The sequence below is a fragment of the Paenibacillus jiangxiensis genome, assembly GCF_046098255.1.
Classification (GTDB): domain Bacteria; phylum Bacillota; class Bacilli; order Paenibacillales; family Paenibacillaceae; genus Paenibacillus; species Paenibacillus jiagnxiensis.
Genome location: NZ_JBJURI010000016.1, coordinates 1 through 14,984, shown reverse-complemented (window position 1 = coordinate 14,984; position 14,984 = coordinate 1). Strand labels below are relative to the sequence as shown.

The window sequence follows — 14,984 nt, the reverse complement described above, 5'->3', positions numbered from 1 at the left end:
TCAAGAAATCATTCCGGCATTCTCCCCTGTCGTCTCCTCGACCCGCTGCAGCGTACGCCTTTTGAGAAAAACCGAGACAGCTACCAGCACCGCTGACAGAATCAGCAGCGCTACTGAGAGCGGTGAGGAGAAAAATACGCTAAAGCTTCCGCCTGACAGAGCCATCGACTGCAGGAAGGAGCTTTCCAGCATCGGCCCGAGTATGAAGCCCAGCACAAACGGCAGCACAGGCCAGCCATAACGGTGAAAAATATAGCCGAGGCCGCCGAACAGCACAGCGGTCAGCACATCAAAAATGCTGTTGCGCACCGTATAGGCCCCGATCACGCTCAGCAGCAGAATCACGGGCGCCATCAGGCTGTAAGGGATGTTCGTGAGCTTCGTCCACAGACCGATCAACGGCAGGTTAAGGATTAACAGCATAACATTGCCGATAAACATGCTGGCGATGATCGTCCACACAAACGGACCGTTATCCTCAAACAGGACAGGACCAGGCGCCAGCCCGTAGATCATCAGCCCGGCAAGCAGGATGGCCAAAGGCGGGGAAGCGGGAATGCCCAGCGCAAATAATGGAATAAAGCCGGCCGAGCTGGTGGCATTGTTCGCCGCTTCGGGCGCGGCCACTCCCTCGATGGCTCCGCTGCCGAACCGCTTGCGGTTCCGCGAAACTTTTTTCTCAAGATCATAAGCGAGAAAAGAGGTAACGGCAGCCGAGCAGCCCGGAAGCAGGCCAAGCAGAAAGCCCAGCACCCCGCCGCGCAGCATGGCAGGTGCACTTGCGCGCAATTCCTTTCTTCCCGGATAGAGGCTGCCGGCGGCCACACTGGAAATCGTCACCCGCTCCTCCGCCATGCCTTTAAATACCTCGGTGATGGCAAACAGCCCAATGATGATGCTCACCATTTCAAAACCGCCTGTCAGCGTTGTGCTGCCAAAGCTGAAGCGTGGCATGCCCGATGTCGCCGCAAGCCCCACTGAGGCAAACAGAAAACCAAGCGCACACATGGCCAATGCCTTGATCATGGAACGGCCGGCAATACCGATAATGACGGAGAAGGCCAGCAGCATCAGAGCGAAATATTCCGGAGGACCGAAGCTGAGCGCCTGCTCTGCCAGAAAGGGAGCAAACAGGACAAGGCCCAGCGTTCCGATAATACCCGCTGCAAAAGACGCAATAGCGGCGATCCCGAGCGCCGGGCCTCCTCTGCCCTGTCTGGCAAGGGGATAGCCGTCCAGACAGGTCGGCACGGAGGACACTTCGCCCGGGATATTTAACAGAATGGCTGTAGTAGAGCCTCCGTACATGGAGCCGTAATAAATGCCAGCGAGCATAATCATGCCCTGGACCGGATCCATAAGGGTCGTGACCGGCAGCAGAATAGCTATGGCGGACGTCGGTCCAAACCCGGGAAGTATGCCCACAAAGGTGCCGAGCAGCGCGCCCAGGGCGGCCATCAGCAGATTGGGCGGCGAAAGCGCAATGGCCATTCCATGCATCAACATGCTTAACGAATCCATGAAATGCCCCCTTTCCTAAAACCCCGCATAGCCTGCAGGCAGTGTTACATGCATGCAAACGACGAACAGCACATACAGCGAAGCCGTAACGGCTGCGGATGCCAGCAGCGAGAACAACAGCCCGCCATGGCCAAATATGAAAAACAACCCGATCCCTGCAAGGAACGTGCTTATGGAGTACCCCAAATAAGGCATTACTCCAGCATAGATCAGCAATATCCCGCAAAGAAGCATGATCCTGCCAGCTTTGGAGTCCTGCCTCGCATCGGCCCGCGTCCATTCCGCTTTCCATCCTGAAAGCAGACAGCCTCCCAATATAACAAGCGCTATCCCGAGCAGCGCCGGAACGCTATGATCTCCCACAGCTTCTGTCAATCGATAGGGATAAAGACGGTATGCTTCCCGCAGCGAAAGCAGACCTGTCAGAATCATTACGCCTCCGCCAATACGGTCAGCTATTCTGGTTGCCCGAATCATAAAGTCTCCCCTCCTCCTGTATCCTTTTGATCACCCGCAAGTCCGGTTAGTTCGTTCAAAAAGCGGGCTCATGCCTACCCGTTATGTATATGGTTCGGACATTGGCGGGGTGAATCGCGAAAAAAGCAAAAAGGGAAACCTTCCACTGAATGGAAAGGTCTCCCCTGGCATGGGACCATATTTAAAATTCGTCAAGCTCAGGCAGCTCCTTGACATACTTGTCCGAAAGCTTCATCCATTTCCTGATATATTCATACTCGGGCTGATAGGGCGACAAATCCTTGACCGGCTGCAGCGTTCGGATCGAAACCGCCTTGCCGTCTTTAAAACCCTTTTTGCCTGCGATAAACAAAATATCATTATTAAAAAACGATCCTGTAGGCAAATAATAACGGATACCGATAATATTGTGGTCTATGTTCATCAGATCATGCCCGAAGGTGGTAAATCCTTCCTCAGCCAGGTCAATGCCCATGATGTTGGCCACAGTCGGCAAAATATCCACCTGTCCGCCCACCTGTTCAACCACCCGCCCGGATTGGCCGGGAAGATGGATCATCAGCGGCACATTGAATCTGGTGATATGACGGTGGTATGGAATGCCAAGCGCCTGGCTGATCTCCTTCGCCTTGAATTTTTTGCGGTTCAGGCCGAAATGGTCTCCATACACGACAACGACACTTTTCTCCCATAAACCGTTCTTTTTCAGACCGTCAATAAAAGTACCCAACGCATAATCCGCGTAGTTCGCGGCCGACAGATAATCTCCAAGCGGCTGCCCTTCCAGCCGCTCCGGCAGCTTCAGCCGTTTGTTTTCAGCAGGCATGGTGAAGGGAGCATGGCTGGAGGCGGTAATGAGCTGGGCGTAAAATGGTTTCCATCTGAACTGCAGTGCTGTCAGCTTGTTCAAACCTACCCGGAAAAGCTCTTCATCGGAAGCGCCGAAGCGGTTGAAGTTTTGCTTGCGAAAATAAGGCTTGTCATAATACTTATCGAAATTCAAAGCCTTATACAGCTGATCCCGGTTCCAGAAGGTAATATTATTGACATGAAATGTTCTGGCCGTATACCCTTGCTTGTGCATCAGCCGGGCCAGACTGGGCAGCTTTTTTTCGCTATAAGCATAGGACATCGGCTTATTGCCTACCGGATACACGGAGGTATTGCTCAAAAACTCGGCATCCGAGGTGTTGCCCCGTCCCATTTGCTGATATATGTATGGGAAATACAGACTTTCCGCGGCCAGCCGGTTCATGACCGGCGTCAGCTCTTTGCCATCTATAGAGGTGTTTAACAGAAAATTTTGCAAAGACTCGAGTTGGACGACGATCAGATTGCAGCCCTTTCCGGCCCCGAAATAGGCTGGCGCCCCCGCTTTTTTATACTTCCGGTAAGGGTAAGTCTCCTCCATTTGCTGAATGGCCTGAATGGTGGACTGCAGGCCTGTATTCATTGTGTTTATCTTCTTTTTTGCCGGCATATGACCTTCATGGTAAGCAATGCCAACGAACATGGCCAGACCGGCCAAGGCAGTGGCTGCAATCACAAGCTTCCATTTCCGCGAATTCTTTTTGGCCATAGTCATGATAGTAAGTTCACACTCCCGATTGTACCTCAGCGGTTCTCAAGGAAAGGATCTGGCTTGCACGCCAAGCTCTCCGGACGGTGATTACTGTTTTGCCTGATCGTCATTTTGCAGATTTAAAGCCGTGTCCGCTGCCCGCAAATCCGTTTGCAGCTGTTTATCGATATCATGAACCTCGTACCATCCTTTTTTATGCATATAATCAAAAATTTGCTCATGCAGCGTCACCGCTTTGCTGAGCTGGTCGCAAAGCATACTGCGTGTCTCGGAGGTCGCTGCCTGGGTCAATGCCATGGCGGAGTTCATAATGCCGCTTTTTACGGAGCTCAAAAGCTCTGATGCAATTGCCTGATCCGTTAACGCGTTCTTGTCCGATTTGTGTTCAGCCTTTATTTTTATCATTTTGGGCCCCTTCGTCTTTTTGGATTCCTCCGTCTTTTTGCTCGAAAGCTTCTTTAAGCTGTTTCACGTCTTCCATTCCATATTGAATGTCCGTCAGCAGGATGCTTTTCAGATCATCTTCCTGAACCTGAGGCAGCATCATTTGGCTTTTGGTCAGGCAGCCTGTCTTAAATACAAGCAGCTCGTGCAGCTCCAGCTTTTCATGGACACCGAAACCTCCCGCTGAACGGGAAGTGTCGTTTGTGGAGTCATTTGACATACTCTCGCCTCCTTATGTGTTCCTGCTTATTTTTCCCGCCCTACAACACATCCATGTACTGTACGAAAATTAACTTTTTTCCAGACTGAAAAGAAAAAAATCCCGTCCCAGGCACTTGATGCCCAGAACGGGATTGCATTCACCGAACTTTACTTATTTGCATTTTCTTTCGTAACCAGCTTCAATTCAGCAGGGATGGACTTCTCGATCTTCTTGCCGTCCAGCACATCACGTGCCGCCTGCACCGACAGCTGGCCGATCAGCTTAGGCTGCTGGGCAACCGTCGCCGTCAATTTTCCTTCCTGAATCGACTTAATCGCATCATCGTTGCCGTCAAAGCCGATGACCGGTATATCCTTGCCGGAGCTTTGGATCGCTTCGATGGCCCCCAGCGCCATTTCGTCGTTATGGGCAAATACCGCCTGCACGTCAGGGTTGCCCTGCAGCAGGTTTTCCATCACATTCAGCCCCTTGGAGCGGTCAAAGTCTGCCGCTTGCTTGGCTACAACATTAAGCTGCTTGTCAGCAATTTCATGGAAGCCTTGTCCCCGTTCACGGGTTGCGGAAGCCCCAGGTACACCTTCCAGCTCAATCACCTTCGCTCCCTCGCCAAGCTGATCTACGATATACTGCGCCGCCATACGGCCGCCTTTGACGTTATCAGATGCCACCAGTGCTGCAACCTCACCTTTGTCGGCCGAACGGTCCAGCGTAATGACCGGAATGCCAATGCTGTTGGCAGATTGAACAACGGTGGAAATGGCTGCAGAATCCGCCGGATTGATGAGCAGCACGTTTACACCCTGCTGGATCAAATCATCTACGTCGTTGGTCTGCTTCGCCGAATCGTTCTGGGCGTCAACGACAATCACCTGCATGCCCAGTTTTTCCGCTTCTGAAACTACCCCGTCCTTAAGGGATACGAAGAACGGGTTGTTCAGGGTTGAAACCGATAAGCCAATTTTCACTTGTCCCTGGCTTCCGCCGGAATTAGGCTTCGCCCAGCCCGGAGGCTCCAGGGAGCAGCCAGCCAGAACAATCATCAATGCACTAACAAGAAGGAATAAGCTTAGTTTTTTCATGTTCGTCTCTCTCCTTAAGCCGTTTTCTTGCGGTCCAGCAGGACGGCAATGGCAATAACGACACCTTTGACAACCATTTGATAGAAGGAGTTAACCCCCAGGAGGTTCAAGCCGTTGTTCAGAACACCGATGATCAGCACACCGATAAGCGTACCGACGATCCGGCCACGCCCGCCTGACAGGCTTGTTCCGCCCAGCACGACGGCAGCGATGGCATCCAGCTCATAGGACGTTCCGGCCGTTGGTTGTGCCGAGTTCAGACGGGAGGTCAGAATCGCTCCAGCCAATGCCGACAGCATGCCTGCCAAAGAATAAATCATGATTTTGACACGCGACACCTTAATCCCGGATATAATGGAGGCTTTCTCATTGCCCCCGATGGCGTAAGTTTTACGGCCAAAGGCTGTTTTATGCAGAACCATCCACAGAATCAAGAAGGTAATCAGCATCGTTACAGCCGGAACCGGAATACCGAACAGGTAACCGCGACCGAACAATTGGAACAGCAGGCTGTCGCCCAATCCCGTAATCGGGTTGCCGTCCGTATACACAAGTGTCAAACCTCTGAATACCGTCATCGTAGCCAATGTCGCAATAAAAGGAGCCATTTTGCCCTTGGTGATCATGATGCCGTTCACCATACCCATGACGCCGCCGAGCGCCACCCCGATGATGATGGACAGAATCGGATCTACACCGGACAGCATCATATTGGCGACAAAGGCGCTCGATAATGCAAGGATGGAGCCGACTGACAAGTCGATCCCGCCGGTCAGAATAACAAACGTCATGCCAAAGGCAATCAGCGCGTTAATGGAGACCTGGCGCAGCAGATTTAATATGTTAAGCGGTTCCAAGAAGCTGGGATTTAATACCGAAACAATAACGATCAGAATGATCAGTCCAAGCAGCGGCCCCAATTTTTGTGTCAGATTGGAAAGGCGGAAGCCGCCTTTGGCTGTTTTGTTGTCTTGCAAAGTTGTCATCTCATTGCCCCCCTGTGGCCAATGTCATAATGTTTTCCTGTGTTGCTTCTTCCTTGGCCAGCTCACCGGTAATGTGTCCTTCGTGCACTACCGCGATCCGGTCGCTCATGCCCAGCACCTCGGGAAGCTCCGACGAAACCATGATGATTGCAACGCCGCGGTCTGTCAGTTCATTCATCAGCTGATAAATTTCCCGCTTGGCACCCACATCGACACCTCGTGTCGGTTCATCCAGGATGAGCACGCTCGGACCGATACCGACCCACTTGGCGATGACCACCTTCTGCTGGTTGCCCCCGGACAGATTCCGGGCTGCCGTCTCCGAGGATTGGGTCTTGATCTGCAGCCGCTTGATCAGTGTGTCAACGAAGTCCTGTTCTTTCTTGGCGGAAATGAACCCTTTGGCTGAAAAGCTGAACAGATTCGGCAAGGCCATGTTCTCGCGGATGGAGAAATCCAGCACCAGCCCTTCATCCTTGCGGTCTTCCGTAATAAAACCGATTCCGTGTCTGACAGCATCGTCAGGCTTGCGAATGTGAACCTTCTTGCCGCGAATCAAAATATCACCGCTGTCCAAAACATCAAGTCCAAAGATGGCGCGCATGATCTCGGTGCGCCCTGAGCCCATAAGCCCGGAGAAGCCGAGAATTTCGCCCGCTTTTACAGAGAAGCTGACGTTCTGAAACAGTCCTTTGCGGCTTGCATTTCGCACCTCCAGCACAACTTCTCCATATGAAGGGTTACGGGCAGGATACCGTTCTGTGAGCTCACGGCCAACCATTTTGCGGACCACTTCATCAAAGTTAGTCTCCGGGATCGGCTTGGTATCCACGGTTTTCCCGTCACGCATCACAGTAATGCGGTCACAGATGGTGAAGATTTCCTCCATTCGGTGCGAAATATATACGATGGATACCCCGTTTTTCTTGAGCGAAGCGATGACATCGAACAGCTTGCGGATCTCGCGTTCCGTAAGCGCTGCAGTCGGTTCATCCATGATGATCACCTTGGCATCCGTCATCAGGGCCTTGGCGATCTCAATCATCTGCTGCTGTCCGACCGAGCATTCTCCCGCAGGGTGTTCCAACGGAATCTGAACCGCCAGCTTGGCGAATTGCTCTTCCGCGAGCGCTTTCATCTGCTTCGTATTGAGCAGTCCCAGGCTTGAAGTCAGCTCCTTGCCGATAAACAGGTTCTCAAGCACGGTCATTTCCGGCCATACGTTCAGCTCCTGATGTATGAAGGCGATTCCCTGCTGCTCCGCTTCCTTCGGGCTGCCGAAATAAGTTTCTTTTCCGTTAATCTCAATGGTGCCCTGATCCCGCTGATGCAAACCGATCAGAATGTTCATTAATGTTGACTTGCCGGCTCCGTTCTCGCCCATCAAGGCATGGACTTCGCCTTCCTTCAGTTCAAAATCCACTCCGCTCAGCACCTGATTCGTTCCGAACGCTTTATAAATGCCTTTCATCTGAATATGCATGCTGCAGCCCTCCTTTTAACCGAAATGGACACCCGCCTGCAAAATACAATTGGCAAATGGTGTCGCTTCTCCCGTGCGGATTACCGCTTTGGCGTGTCGGGTAAGCGCTTTAAACTGTTCGTGACCGACAGAAGCTTCAATCGTGTCGGCCCCGAATTTATCAGTAATAAACTTCATAACTTCCGGATTCTCATCCCTGATTTCTTTCGCCAGAATGACCTTCTCGATCACCATATCCTCGGCGACCAGGTCTACGACCTCCCGGAAGCCGGGAGTGCCCAGCTTTAAGGCCAAATCGATTTTGGGCACTCCATCGGGTACGGGCAGGCCAACATCGGCGATGACAATGATGTCCGTATGACCAAGATCAGACAGCACCTTGGAAATATGGCTGTTCAGTATTCCATGCTTTTTCATGACAAGCTCTCCTCTACTTCACGGCGTGTCGGCATGCCGCCCTGTGCTCCGAACTTGGTAACAGACAGCGATGCCGCCCGGTTGGCGAAGCGTATGCTTTCCTGCAGCGGTTTTCCTTCCGCCAGAGCGACGGCGAATGCGGCGTTAAATGTGTCGCCAGCGCCTGTAGTATCTACGGCTTCCACTTTGAAAGCCGGAACTACGATCTCCTGCTCCCCGTCAAAATAGCGGACTCCGTTGCTTCCCTCCGTAATAAAGAGCTTGTTCGGATATTTGCGCAAGGCCTCCGCCGGGGTCAAACCCTCAAACAATACTGCAGCTTCATGCTCGTTCGGTGTGATATAAGCAGTATTGTTGATAACCTCCTCCGGCACTCTTCTTACCGGCGCAGGATTCAGCAGCAGCGGGACTCCGCTCTCGGCACAAATGTCGCTCACATGAACAACCGTTTCCTCCGGAATTTCCTGCTGGATCAGTACAATGTCGGCGCTGCGGATCGCTTCAGCCGCCTTATCCACATATGCGGGCGTAACCTCATCATTTGCTCCTTTAACGAAGACAATACTGTTGTCGCCTTCCGCCAACACGATATGAGCTGTTCCGCTCTCCATATCTGTAACCGGTTCCACATACCGTGTATTTACAGAATTGGCTTTAAAATTATCCAAAATAACCTTGCTAAAATGATCGTCGCCTACCCGACCGATCATCGTTACCTCCGCACCGAGCCTTGCCGCAGCCACGGCCTGGTTGGCGCCCTTGCCGCCAGGAACGGTTTTAAAGCTTTCGCCCAGCACGGTTTCTCCTGCACCCGGACGCTTCGAGGATGTAACAACCAGATCCATGGAACTGCTGCCGATTACGCAAATTTTAGCCATTCGAAATCACCTTTCTCGTTGTGCCTCTTTCGATAAACTCGACGGGCATCTGTATATTTTTATGATCGATTGGAGCCTGTTCTATCAGCTTGATAAGCAGCTCGGCCGCTTCCCTGCCCATCTCGTAAGCAGGCTGACGGATGGTCGACAATGCCGGCGTCAGCAGGCTGCTCATGGGAATATCGTCGAAGCCGATAATCTGCAGATCCTCGGGTACCCTTCTTCCGATCCGCAGCGCTTCATGCAGCACCGCTGTAGCCGTAATGTCATTACTGGCAATGACCCCGTCGGTATCGCTGTGCTTGCTGAACAGCTCTTCCGCCCACAATGCAGCTTCGTTAAAAGAAAAGGACGTAGTCCGCACCACATGGTAGTCCATGCCAACCTGGCGGATCGCTTCGACCGCGCCTTCAAAACGATCCTGCGCAGTCCTGATATGTACCGGACCCTGCATGACCGCGATGCGGCGGCTGCCGCGATTGATGATTTCTCTGGCGGCCAGGCGGCCGCCTTCTCTGCCATCCGCATAGACAGACGGCCTATCCAGTGGTGTTCTATCAAGGAACACGACCGGGATCTTCAACTTTTCATATATTGAAGAGTGAGGATAATTCGTCGAAGAGATTAGACCGATAACATTATTTTGGATAAAAGTCTGGATATAATCCTGCTCTTTCTCTTCATCCTCATCGCTGTTTCCGAAAATCAGCCTGAAATCCTGCTCCTGCATCCGGTCCTCAACACCACGGGCCAGCTGTGGAAAATAAGGGTTGGCGATGTCCGGCAGCAGCAGGCCAATCAGCTTGGACTTGCGTTTGTATAAAGAACGTGCCACTTCATTTGGCGAAAAATTAAGCTGCTTGACGGCTTCCTCCACCTTCTTGCGTGTATCGGCGTGCACGTAGCCTCTTTCATTGATGACTCGTGACACAGTGGCTACCGATACGCCGGCCAGAACAGCTACATCTTTGATTGTTGCCATGATATGATCACCTCAATGTGTAACCGGTTACAGCATTAAAAATATCATACTTTTTTCTGTTTGACAATTTGTTTTTTTCTGGGAATCGCAAATTGCGTTATACGTAATGATCTTTTATAATGAGATAGTTGTAACTGATGGAGTTATAGCTATTCGGATATATTGGAGGTTTTCCTCATGATGATTGAAGTTTGGTCTGATTTTATGTGCCCTTTTTGCTTTATCGGCAAACGGCGGCTGGAAAATGCTTTGGCGCAGTTTGAGCATAGGGATCAGGTTAAGGTGCAGTTCCGCAGCTTTGAGCTGAATCCTGCCGCTGCCAGAGAATCAGAGTTTACCATGCCGGAGGAACTGGCAGCAAAATATGGCGTAAGCCTGCAGCAAGCCGAGGCGATGAATAAAAACCTGGAGGCTCAGGCACGGACTGTAGGACTCAATTACAACCTGAATGCGATCGTCCCCACCAACTCCTTTGACGCGCACCGCCTGACTCACTGGGCGGACACTCAGGGTAAAATGGCAGAGCTGAGCGAACGGTTGTTTAAAGCCGTACTTGAGGAAGCACAGCATATCGGGAGCGTTGAAGTGCTGGCTGATCTGGCCGGGGAAGTCGGCCTCGACCGTTCCGAAGCAGCTTCTGTTCTTGCCGGCGACAGCTTTACAGCGGAAGTGCGCAGAGACGAAGCGCAGGCGCAGCAGCTCGGTATTAACGGCGTCCCCTTCTTTGTATTAAACGGAAAGTTCGCCATCTCTGGTGCCCAGCCGGATGAAGTATTCGCTGATGCGCTGCAGCAGGCCTGGAACGAGCGCTCTCCTTTTACAATTGTAGAACCCAAAGACCAGTCAGACGGTGCTGTATGTACAGAGGATGGCTGTGAAATTCCGCCAGGAGACGGGAAAGAATAAACAAAATAAACAGCGGCAGCCATGAACGAAAAGCATCGTCCCGGGCTGCCGCTATGTTATTGAACTATTGATCCCCTGACACTTTTATAAACCTACTGTTCCGCTCTATTTCATCTTACTTAATTTCCCAATCGCCAATTGTTCGTCAGGCAAGAAAAAAATATCGTTTCCGCTATTGCATTCGTACATGAAGTCTTTAAAACTGCGGCTTGTATATGCTGAGAAATCGCCGATAATGGCGACCTTCACGCGATAATTGATGAACTTCTGCAGAATTTCGCCTGCGAGCCGTGTTTTCAAATCGAAAAAGCTTTCACTCAGCATCGATTTGGGGATTACAATGCGATCACAATCTGCTTCATACCTTACGGTTGCCACAAAATCCAATGCCGATTGAACATCCTCAATCCTGATCTCGCTGTCATTTACGACGGCAATAATCTCCCCGTTGGCTTCTATTTTTGCTATATTCATAATCCCCCTCCTCACGATAAGTTTACCCGGCAAGCCTATTTCTTCAGCTAATATATATTACCGACCGCCTGTTCGTCAATTTCCAGTTATGACAGCGGCACAACATGCCTTTCGGGAAGAAATACATTTTCCTTGGCAACGATCTCAGACGGATTATAGCCCCTCAGATCAATCTCGAAGGCGGACAGCCCGATATTCCATTTATCGCGGAAGCGCTGCGCATTTTCAAGAGACTGCAGCCTGTATTCCTTGGTTCGTGCTGTACCCGAAAAAGAGCCCTGCCCTTCATGATAAATAAACGTATCCTGTGCCACCCACAGCTTTTGGCCTGCAGCCCGTGCCCGAATGGAAAAATCGTCATCCTCATAGTTTCCCGGATAAAAGCGTTCATCCAGCCCGCCAATTAAATCCACAAGGCTGCGCCGGAACAGCATGCAAAAACCGATCAGCTTGTGCGGAAAAAAGCCCTGGCCCGCAAAAGCCTGTTTCCGTTCATGCGCATAGGAGTCAATGTCCTCGATGGACGTACCTTTCAGGTCATACACACATTGTATGGGAGCTACATTCGTCGACACCGGCCCTACAATTCCGCGCAGCGGATCAGCATTCAACGATTCCAGCAGCCCGGTCAGCCAGCCTGCCGTAACCACGGTGTCATTATTAAGCAGGAGAATGTAATCTCCGGCTGCAGACTTTATTCCCTGATTGCAGCCGGCGGCAAAACCTCTGTTCTCCTTGTTTTCAATCACCTTTGACTTGGGCACGGTCTTTAGATAGGCTGCCGTGTCGTCCGTTGAGGCATTGTCTATAAATATGATTTCAAAAGGAACATCCGTATGCCTGAAAATACTGTCAACACACCGCCGGGTCATGTCCGTTTTATTATGGGTCAACATAATGATGGATACCAAAACCATGCTGCTGATGCCTCCTTCTCATTACAATCCTGAAGTATCTAAAATAAAGGATACGATCGGGTTCAGAGGGGAATCTTCAGGAAGCAGGACCCCCAGACCGTTGTTGGAATGAAGCAGGTGAAGACGCAAGGGAACCGGGTACTGCTTTATAAAATCCTCCACTGCCGTAAGCACTCCATTCCGCTCTCCGTATTCATGTACCGCATTATGCACCATCCAATTAAAAGCTCCTTCCACAAGCGCTGACGAGCCAGGCACGATCCCCTTCAGTTCGCAGGCTTGACGGAACTCCTCCGGTACTGTTTCAGGATTGTAATACATATCTCTCCTTCCGTATGGCCAAGCCGTGTCGTGCAGCAGAACAAGCGGGAACTGTCCGCTTTTTTCAGCCATTTCGGACACTTGCTTTAACTCATGGTAAACGGTATACCAGTTATGGTCGCCGTCTATAAGAATCATGTCATAGCGTTCAATTTGAGGCAGTGCATTCAGGCTTAAATCCTGGTGAAGCTTGAACTTCTCTCCATACCAAAGCTGCGCCCATTCAATTTCAAACCTCGGCAGAGGATCGATCACATGACATACCGCATCGGTATGCTGGCAATAATCAAGCAGCTTCACGGTATTCAGGCCTGATAGTGATCCGATCTCAACAATGCTTTTTGGCTGATGGGCGGTTATGACGGGTTTAATCACCTTTTCCCAAAAACGATGCATTTATTTCTCTCCTTCAACCGGTAAATAGGTGTTCAATTTGTTTACCTTATGTTGAAAGGGAACAAAGAGTGATCAAGAACGTTCGTTCGCTTCTTTTTGGACGGAACGAGAGCAGACTTGGGAATTAGCTGGTATGATGCAGGATGGAGCTTTTAACTATTGTGAATTTTTCATATAGTGAATAATGATTTTGCGCTGTAATTTAATTTTTTTCAGAAAAAACCACTCTTTTCAGCCTGATTTCGCAGTATAATGAAAAGCATGCTGTGCTTTTTAGCTTTAATGAACCAGACAGAAAGAAGATGAACTTCCATGATTTTAACGATTTTGCTCAATGTTGTGCTACCCATTGTGGTGCTGATCGGCTTCGGCTGCATCATGCAGTATTCCTTCCGGCTTGATCTGTACACGCTTGCCAAAATCAATTTTTACTACATAACACCGGCAGTTGTGTTTTTCAGCTTGTATCAATCGAATATTTCGATGGTGCTGCTTGGTGAAGTGGCACTTTTCTACGCCATTTATATATTCATTCTTTTCCTGATCAGTTGGACGGTCGCACGCTCATTGAAATACTCTCCCGGCATGAGGGGAGCATTTACCAACAGCGTAATGCTGGACAATTCGGGCAATTACGGGATGCCGATCAATGAGCTGGTCTTTAGAGGAGAACCGACCGCCGTTTCCGTGCAGGCGCTTATCATGACCTTTCAAAGCTTTATCACGTTCACATACGGCACCTTCGTTGTCCAAAACGGCAGCTCCAACGCCAAAAAGATTTTGCTGAACTTTCTGAAAATGCCTGTTCCCTACGCGCTTATTCTTGGCCTGCTCTTGAATGTGCTGCATACGCCACTGCCCGCTATGCTGACCGAGCCCTTGGGATATATAAGCCGCTCCATGGTTGCTATCGCCCTGCTGACCCTGGGCGCGCAAATTGTACAGTACCCGTTCCGGCTGCGCCGGACCGCTGTATATCTCAGTATGATTCTGCGGCTGCTCGCCGGTCCGGTGGTCGGCTTTGCCATCATAATGCTGCTTGGCCTGAAAGGCGTGCCTGCCCAGGCACTGCTCATCGCTTCGGGGATGCCGACGGGTGTCAATACGTCCATTCTGGCAGAGGAATACAAGAATGAGCCGGATTTCGCGGCACAGACCGTGCTGCTCTCCACGATCGTCAACGTGCTTACGATGACAGTCCTGATTAATTTGGCCAATCATATGGGGTAATTCACTGTCAGGTGCAGGGGGTGCCGACCTTAGGTCGCGCACCTCTTTTTTCTGTTTCCGGTGGGAAGCTACTTGGGGCACAAAAGAAGATTCGGGGGAGAGCTTTTCTATTATGAATTTTTCATATGTTGAAAATAATAACTCAACTTTCGCAGAGTCTAAATCCACTTAAACCTTTGTAGCTACTGGGTTCTGAGGAATTCGAATCCCCTCCTTGCAAGTTTGCCGATTCATGCTCCGAAAGTTAACGCTTGATAGCAAGTCATGTGAACTCGCTGCCCGGAAGCTTTGCACGATTATCCCATTGGATCAGGTGAAGCAAACCAGAAAACCGGGAACCGAAAATATACTTTAGGCGCGTTAAAGAAAATAACGGATCAAATGAGGCGCGAAAATGCCTGTTGTTACGCTATTCAGGACAATCGAATGGGTCTATTATTTTTTTATCGTGCCTTATGGGCAAACAGATCGGTTCGAGATTATGAGGCGATCTCAGGAGAAAGCAAGCGTTTAGGTGATGTGAAACCGACCGAGAGAGAAGGAGGGAGCGGAGCAAAGCCCTGAAAAAATAAAAGACCCTGGCCCTCGTTGCCGCTTGAACCTGAATTTTTCCGATGTCCTCGTTCATGCTAACCCACACCGTTCAAGCCAAGCACATCATGCTCACC

16 protein-coding genes are annotated in these 14,984 nt (G+C 50.7%); 2 read left to right on the top strand and 14 right to left on the bottom strand.

The genetic code is table 11. The annotated features are described in order from the left end of the window. The 11 genes from ACI1P2_RS16200 to ACI1P2_RS16150 form a co-directional block, all read right to left on the bottom strand. Positions 1-1,521 carry a tripartite tricarboxylate transporter permease gene (locus ACI1P2_RS16200; protein ID WP_355320886.1) on the bottom strand — a complete coding sequence of 507 codons (1,521 nt, stop codon included), beginning with the start codon at positions 1,519-1,521 and terminating at the stop codon, positions 1-3. Positions 1,522-1,536: 15 nt separating this feature from the next. Continuing rightward, positions 1,537-1,998 (bottom strand): tripartite tricarboxylate transporter TctB family protein, encoded by a 462-nt coding sequence (locus tag ACI1P2_RS16195; protein ID WP_355320885.1) that lies wholly within the window; start codon positions 1,996-1,998, stop codon positions 1,537-1,539. A 181-nt stretch (positions 1,999-2,179) separates the two neighbouring features. After that, a complete protein-coding gene (locus ACI1P2_RS16190; protein WP_355320884.1) occupies positions 2,180-3,577 on the bottom strand; it encodes an LTA synthase family protein in 1,398 nt (465 codons plus the stop codon). Between the two features lie 90 nt (positions 3,578-3,667). Then, complete coding sequence (locus ACI1P2_RS16185) at positions 3,668-3,985, bottom strand: spore coat protein (protein WP_355320883.1); 318 nt, start codon at positions 3,983-3,985, stop codon at positions 3,668-3,670. Then, on the bottom strand, positions 3,966-4,244 hold the full coding sequence (locus ACI1P2_RS16180; RefSeq protein WP_355320882.1) for a spore coat protein: 279 nt from the start codon (positions 4,242-4,244) through the stop codon (positions 3,966-3,968). The genes ACI1P2_RS16185 and ACI1P2_RS16180 overlap by 20 nt, the downstream gene beginning before the upstream one ends. 149 nt (positions 4,245-4,393) lie before the next feature. Next, positions 4,394-5,326, bottom strand: coding sequence for a ribose ABC transporter substrate-binding protein RbsB (rbsB, locus tag ACI1P2_RS16175; RefSeq protein ID WP_355320881.1), 933 nt, complete (start codon positions 5,324-5,326; stop codon positions 4,394-4,396). Positions 5,327-5,340: 14 nt separating this feature from the next. Further along, complete coding sequence (locus tag ACI1P2_RS16170) at positions 5,341-6,312, bottom strand: ABC transporter permease subunit (protein WP_355320880.1); 972 nt, start codon at positions 6,310-6,312, stop codon at positions 5,341-5,343. A gap of 1 nt (position 6,313) precedes the next feature. Beyond that, complete coding sequence (locus ACI1P2_RS16165) at positions 6,314-7,795, bottom strand: sugar ABC transporter ATP-binding protein (RefSeq protein ID WP_355320879.1); 1,482 nt, start codon at positions 7,793-7,795, stop codon at positions 6,314-6,316. Positions 7,796-7,810: 15 nt separating this feature from the next. Next, positions 7,811-8,212, bottom strand: coding sequence for a D-ribose pyranase (gene rbsD, locus ACI1P2_RS16160; protein WP_355320878.1), 402 nt, complete (start codon positions 8,210-8,212; stop codon positions 7,811-7,813). Then, positions 8,209-9,090, bottom strand: coding sequence for a ribokinase (rbsK, locus tag ACI1P2_RS16155; protein ID WP_355320877.1), 882 nt, complete (start codon positions 9,088-9,090; stop codon positions 8,209-8,211). The genes rbsD and rbsK overlap by 4 nt, the downstream gene beginning before the upstream one ends. After that, entirely contained in the window at positions 9,083-10,072 is a 990-nt protein-coding gene (locus tag ACI1P2_RS16150) for a LacI family DNA-binding transcriptional regulator (RefSeq protein ID WP_355320876.1), read from the bottom strand. The genes rbsK and ACI1P2_RS16150 overlap by 8 nt, the downstream gene beginning before the upstream one ends. Before the next feature lie 177 nt (positions 10,073-10,249). Between ACI1P2_RS16150 and ACI1P2_RS16145 the strand changes: the two genes are divergently transcribed. Then, positions 10,250-10,978 (top strand): DsbA family oxidoreductase, encoded by a 729-nt coding sequence (locus tag ACI1P2_RS16145; protein WP_355320875.1) that lies wholly within the window; start codon positions 10,250-10,252, stop codon positions 10,976-10,978. 105 nt (positions 10,979-11,083) lie between these two features. On the opposite strand, the gene ACI1P2_RS16140 is transcribed toward ACI1P2_RS16145, so the two are convergent. The 3 genes from ACI1P2_RS16140 to ACI1P2_RS16130 all read right to left on the bottom strand — a co-directional run bounded on the left by ACI1P2_RS16140 (position 11,084) and on the right by ACI1P2_RS16130 (position 13,086). After that, complete coding sequence (locus ACI1P2_RS16140) at positions 11,084-11,452, bottom strand: DUF4180 domain-containing protein (RefSeq protein WP_355320874.1); 369 nt, start codon at positions 11,450-11,452, stop codon at positions 11,084-11,086. 86 nt (positions 11,453-11,538) lie between these two features. Beyond that, positions 11,539-12,369 carry a glycosyltransferase family 2 protein gene (locus ACI1P2_RS16135; RefSeq protein ID WP_355320873.1) on the bottom strand — a complete coding sequence of 277 codons (831 nt, stop codon included), beginning with the start codon at positions 12,367-12,369 and terminating at the stop codon, positions 11,539-11,541. A gap of 21 nt (positions 12,370-12,390) precedes the next feature. Then, positions 12,391-13,086: a class I SAM-dependent methyltransferase gene (locus ACI1P2_RS16130; protein ID WP_355320872.1), complete on the bottom strand. Its 696-nt coding sequence runs from the start codon at positions 13,084-13,086 to the stop codon at positions 12,391-12,393. A 312-nt stretch (positions 13,087-13,398) separates the two neighbouring features. Here ACI1P2_RS16130 and ACI1P2_RS16125 point away from each other — a divergent pair, with 312 nt between their 5' ends. Then, complete coding sequence (locus ACI1P2_RS16125) at positions 13,399-14,316, top strand: AEC family transporter (RefSeq protein ID WP_355320871.1); 918 nt, start codon at positions 13,399-13,401, stop codon at positions 14,314-14,316. Positions 14,317-14,984 lie beyond the last annotated feature (668 nt).

Bases quoted from the DNA above. Each gene is read 5' to 3' on its own strand.
- ACI1P2_RS16200 (WP_355320886.1), bottom strand. From the start codon at position 1,521: ATGGATTCGTTAAGCATGTTGATGCATGGAATGGCCATTGCGCTTTCG.
- ACI1P2_RS16195 (WP_355320885.1), bottom strand. From the start codon at position 1,998: ATGATTCGGGCAACCAGAATAGCTGACCGTATTGGCGGAGGCGTAATG.
- ACI1P2_RS16190 (WP_355320884.1), bottom strand. From the start codon at position 3,577: ATGGCCAAAAAGAATTCGCGGAAATGGAAGCTTGTGATTGCAGCCACT.
- ACI1P2_RS16185 (WP_355320883.1), bottom strand. From the start codon at position 3,985: ATGATAAAAATAAAGGCTGAACACAAATCGGACAAGAACGCGTTAACG.
- ACI1P2_RS16180 (WP_355320882.1), bottom strand. From the start codon at position 4,244: ATGTCAAATGACTCCACAAACGACACTTCCCGTTCAGCGGGAGGTTTC.
- rbsB (WP_355320881.1), bottom strand. From the start codon at position 5,326: ATGAAAAAACTAAGCTTATTCCTTCTTGTTAGTGCATTGATGATTGTT.
- ACI1P2_RS16170 (WP_355320880.1), bottom strand. From the start codon at position 6,312: ATGACAACTTTGCAAGACAACAAAACAGCCAAAGGCGGCTTCCGCCTT.
- ACI1P2_RS16165 (WP_355320879.1), bottom strand. From the start codon at position 7,795: ATGCATATTCAGATGAAAGGCATTTATAAAGCGTTCGGAACGAATCAG.
- rbsD (WP_355320878.1), bottom strand. From the start codon at position 8,212: ATGAAAAAGCATGGAATACTGAACAGCCATATTTCCAAGGTGCTGTCT.
- rbsK (WP_355320877.1), bottom strand. From the start codon at position 9,090: ATGGCTAAAATTTGCGTAATCGGCAGCAGTTCCATGGATCTGGTTGTT.
- ACI1P2_RS16150 (WP_355320876.1), bottom strand. From the start codon at position 10,072: ATGGCAACAATCAAAGATGTAGCTGTTCTGGCCGGCGTATCGGTAGCC.
- ACI1P2_RS16145 (WP_355320875.1), top strand. From the start codon at position 10,250: ATGATGATTGAAGTTTGGTCTGATTTTATGTGCCCTTTTTGCTTTATC.
- ACI1P2_RS16140 (WP_355320874.1), bottom strand. From the start codon at position 11,452: ATGAATATAGCAAAAATAGAAGCCAACGGGGAGATTATTGCCGTCGTA.
- ACI1P2_RS16135 (WP_355320873.1), bottom strand. From the start codon at position 12,369: ATGGTTTTGGTATCCATCATTATGTTGACCCATAATAAAACGGACATG.
- ACI1P2_RS16130 (WP_355320872.1), bottom strand. From the start codon at position 13,086: ATGCATCGTTTTTGGGAAAAGGTGATTAAACCCGTCATAACCGCCCAT.
- ACI1P2_RS16125 (WP_355320871.1), top strand. From the start codon at position 13,399: ATGATTTTAACGATTTTGCTCAATGTTGTGCTACCCATTGTGGTGCTG.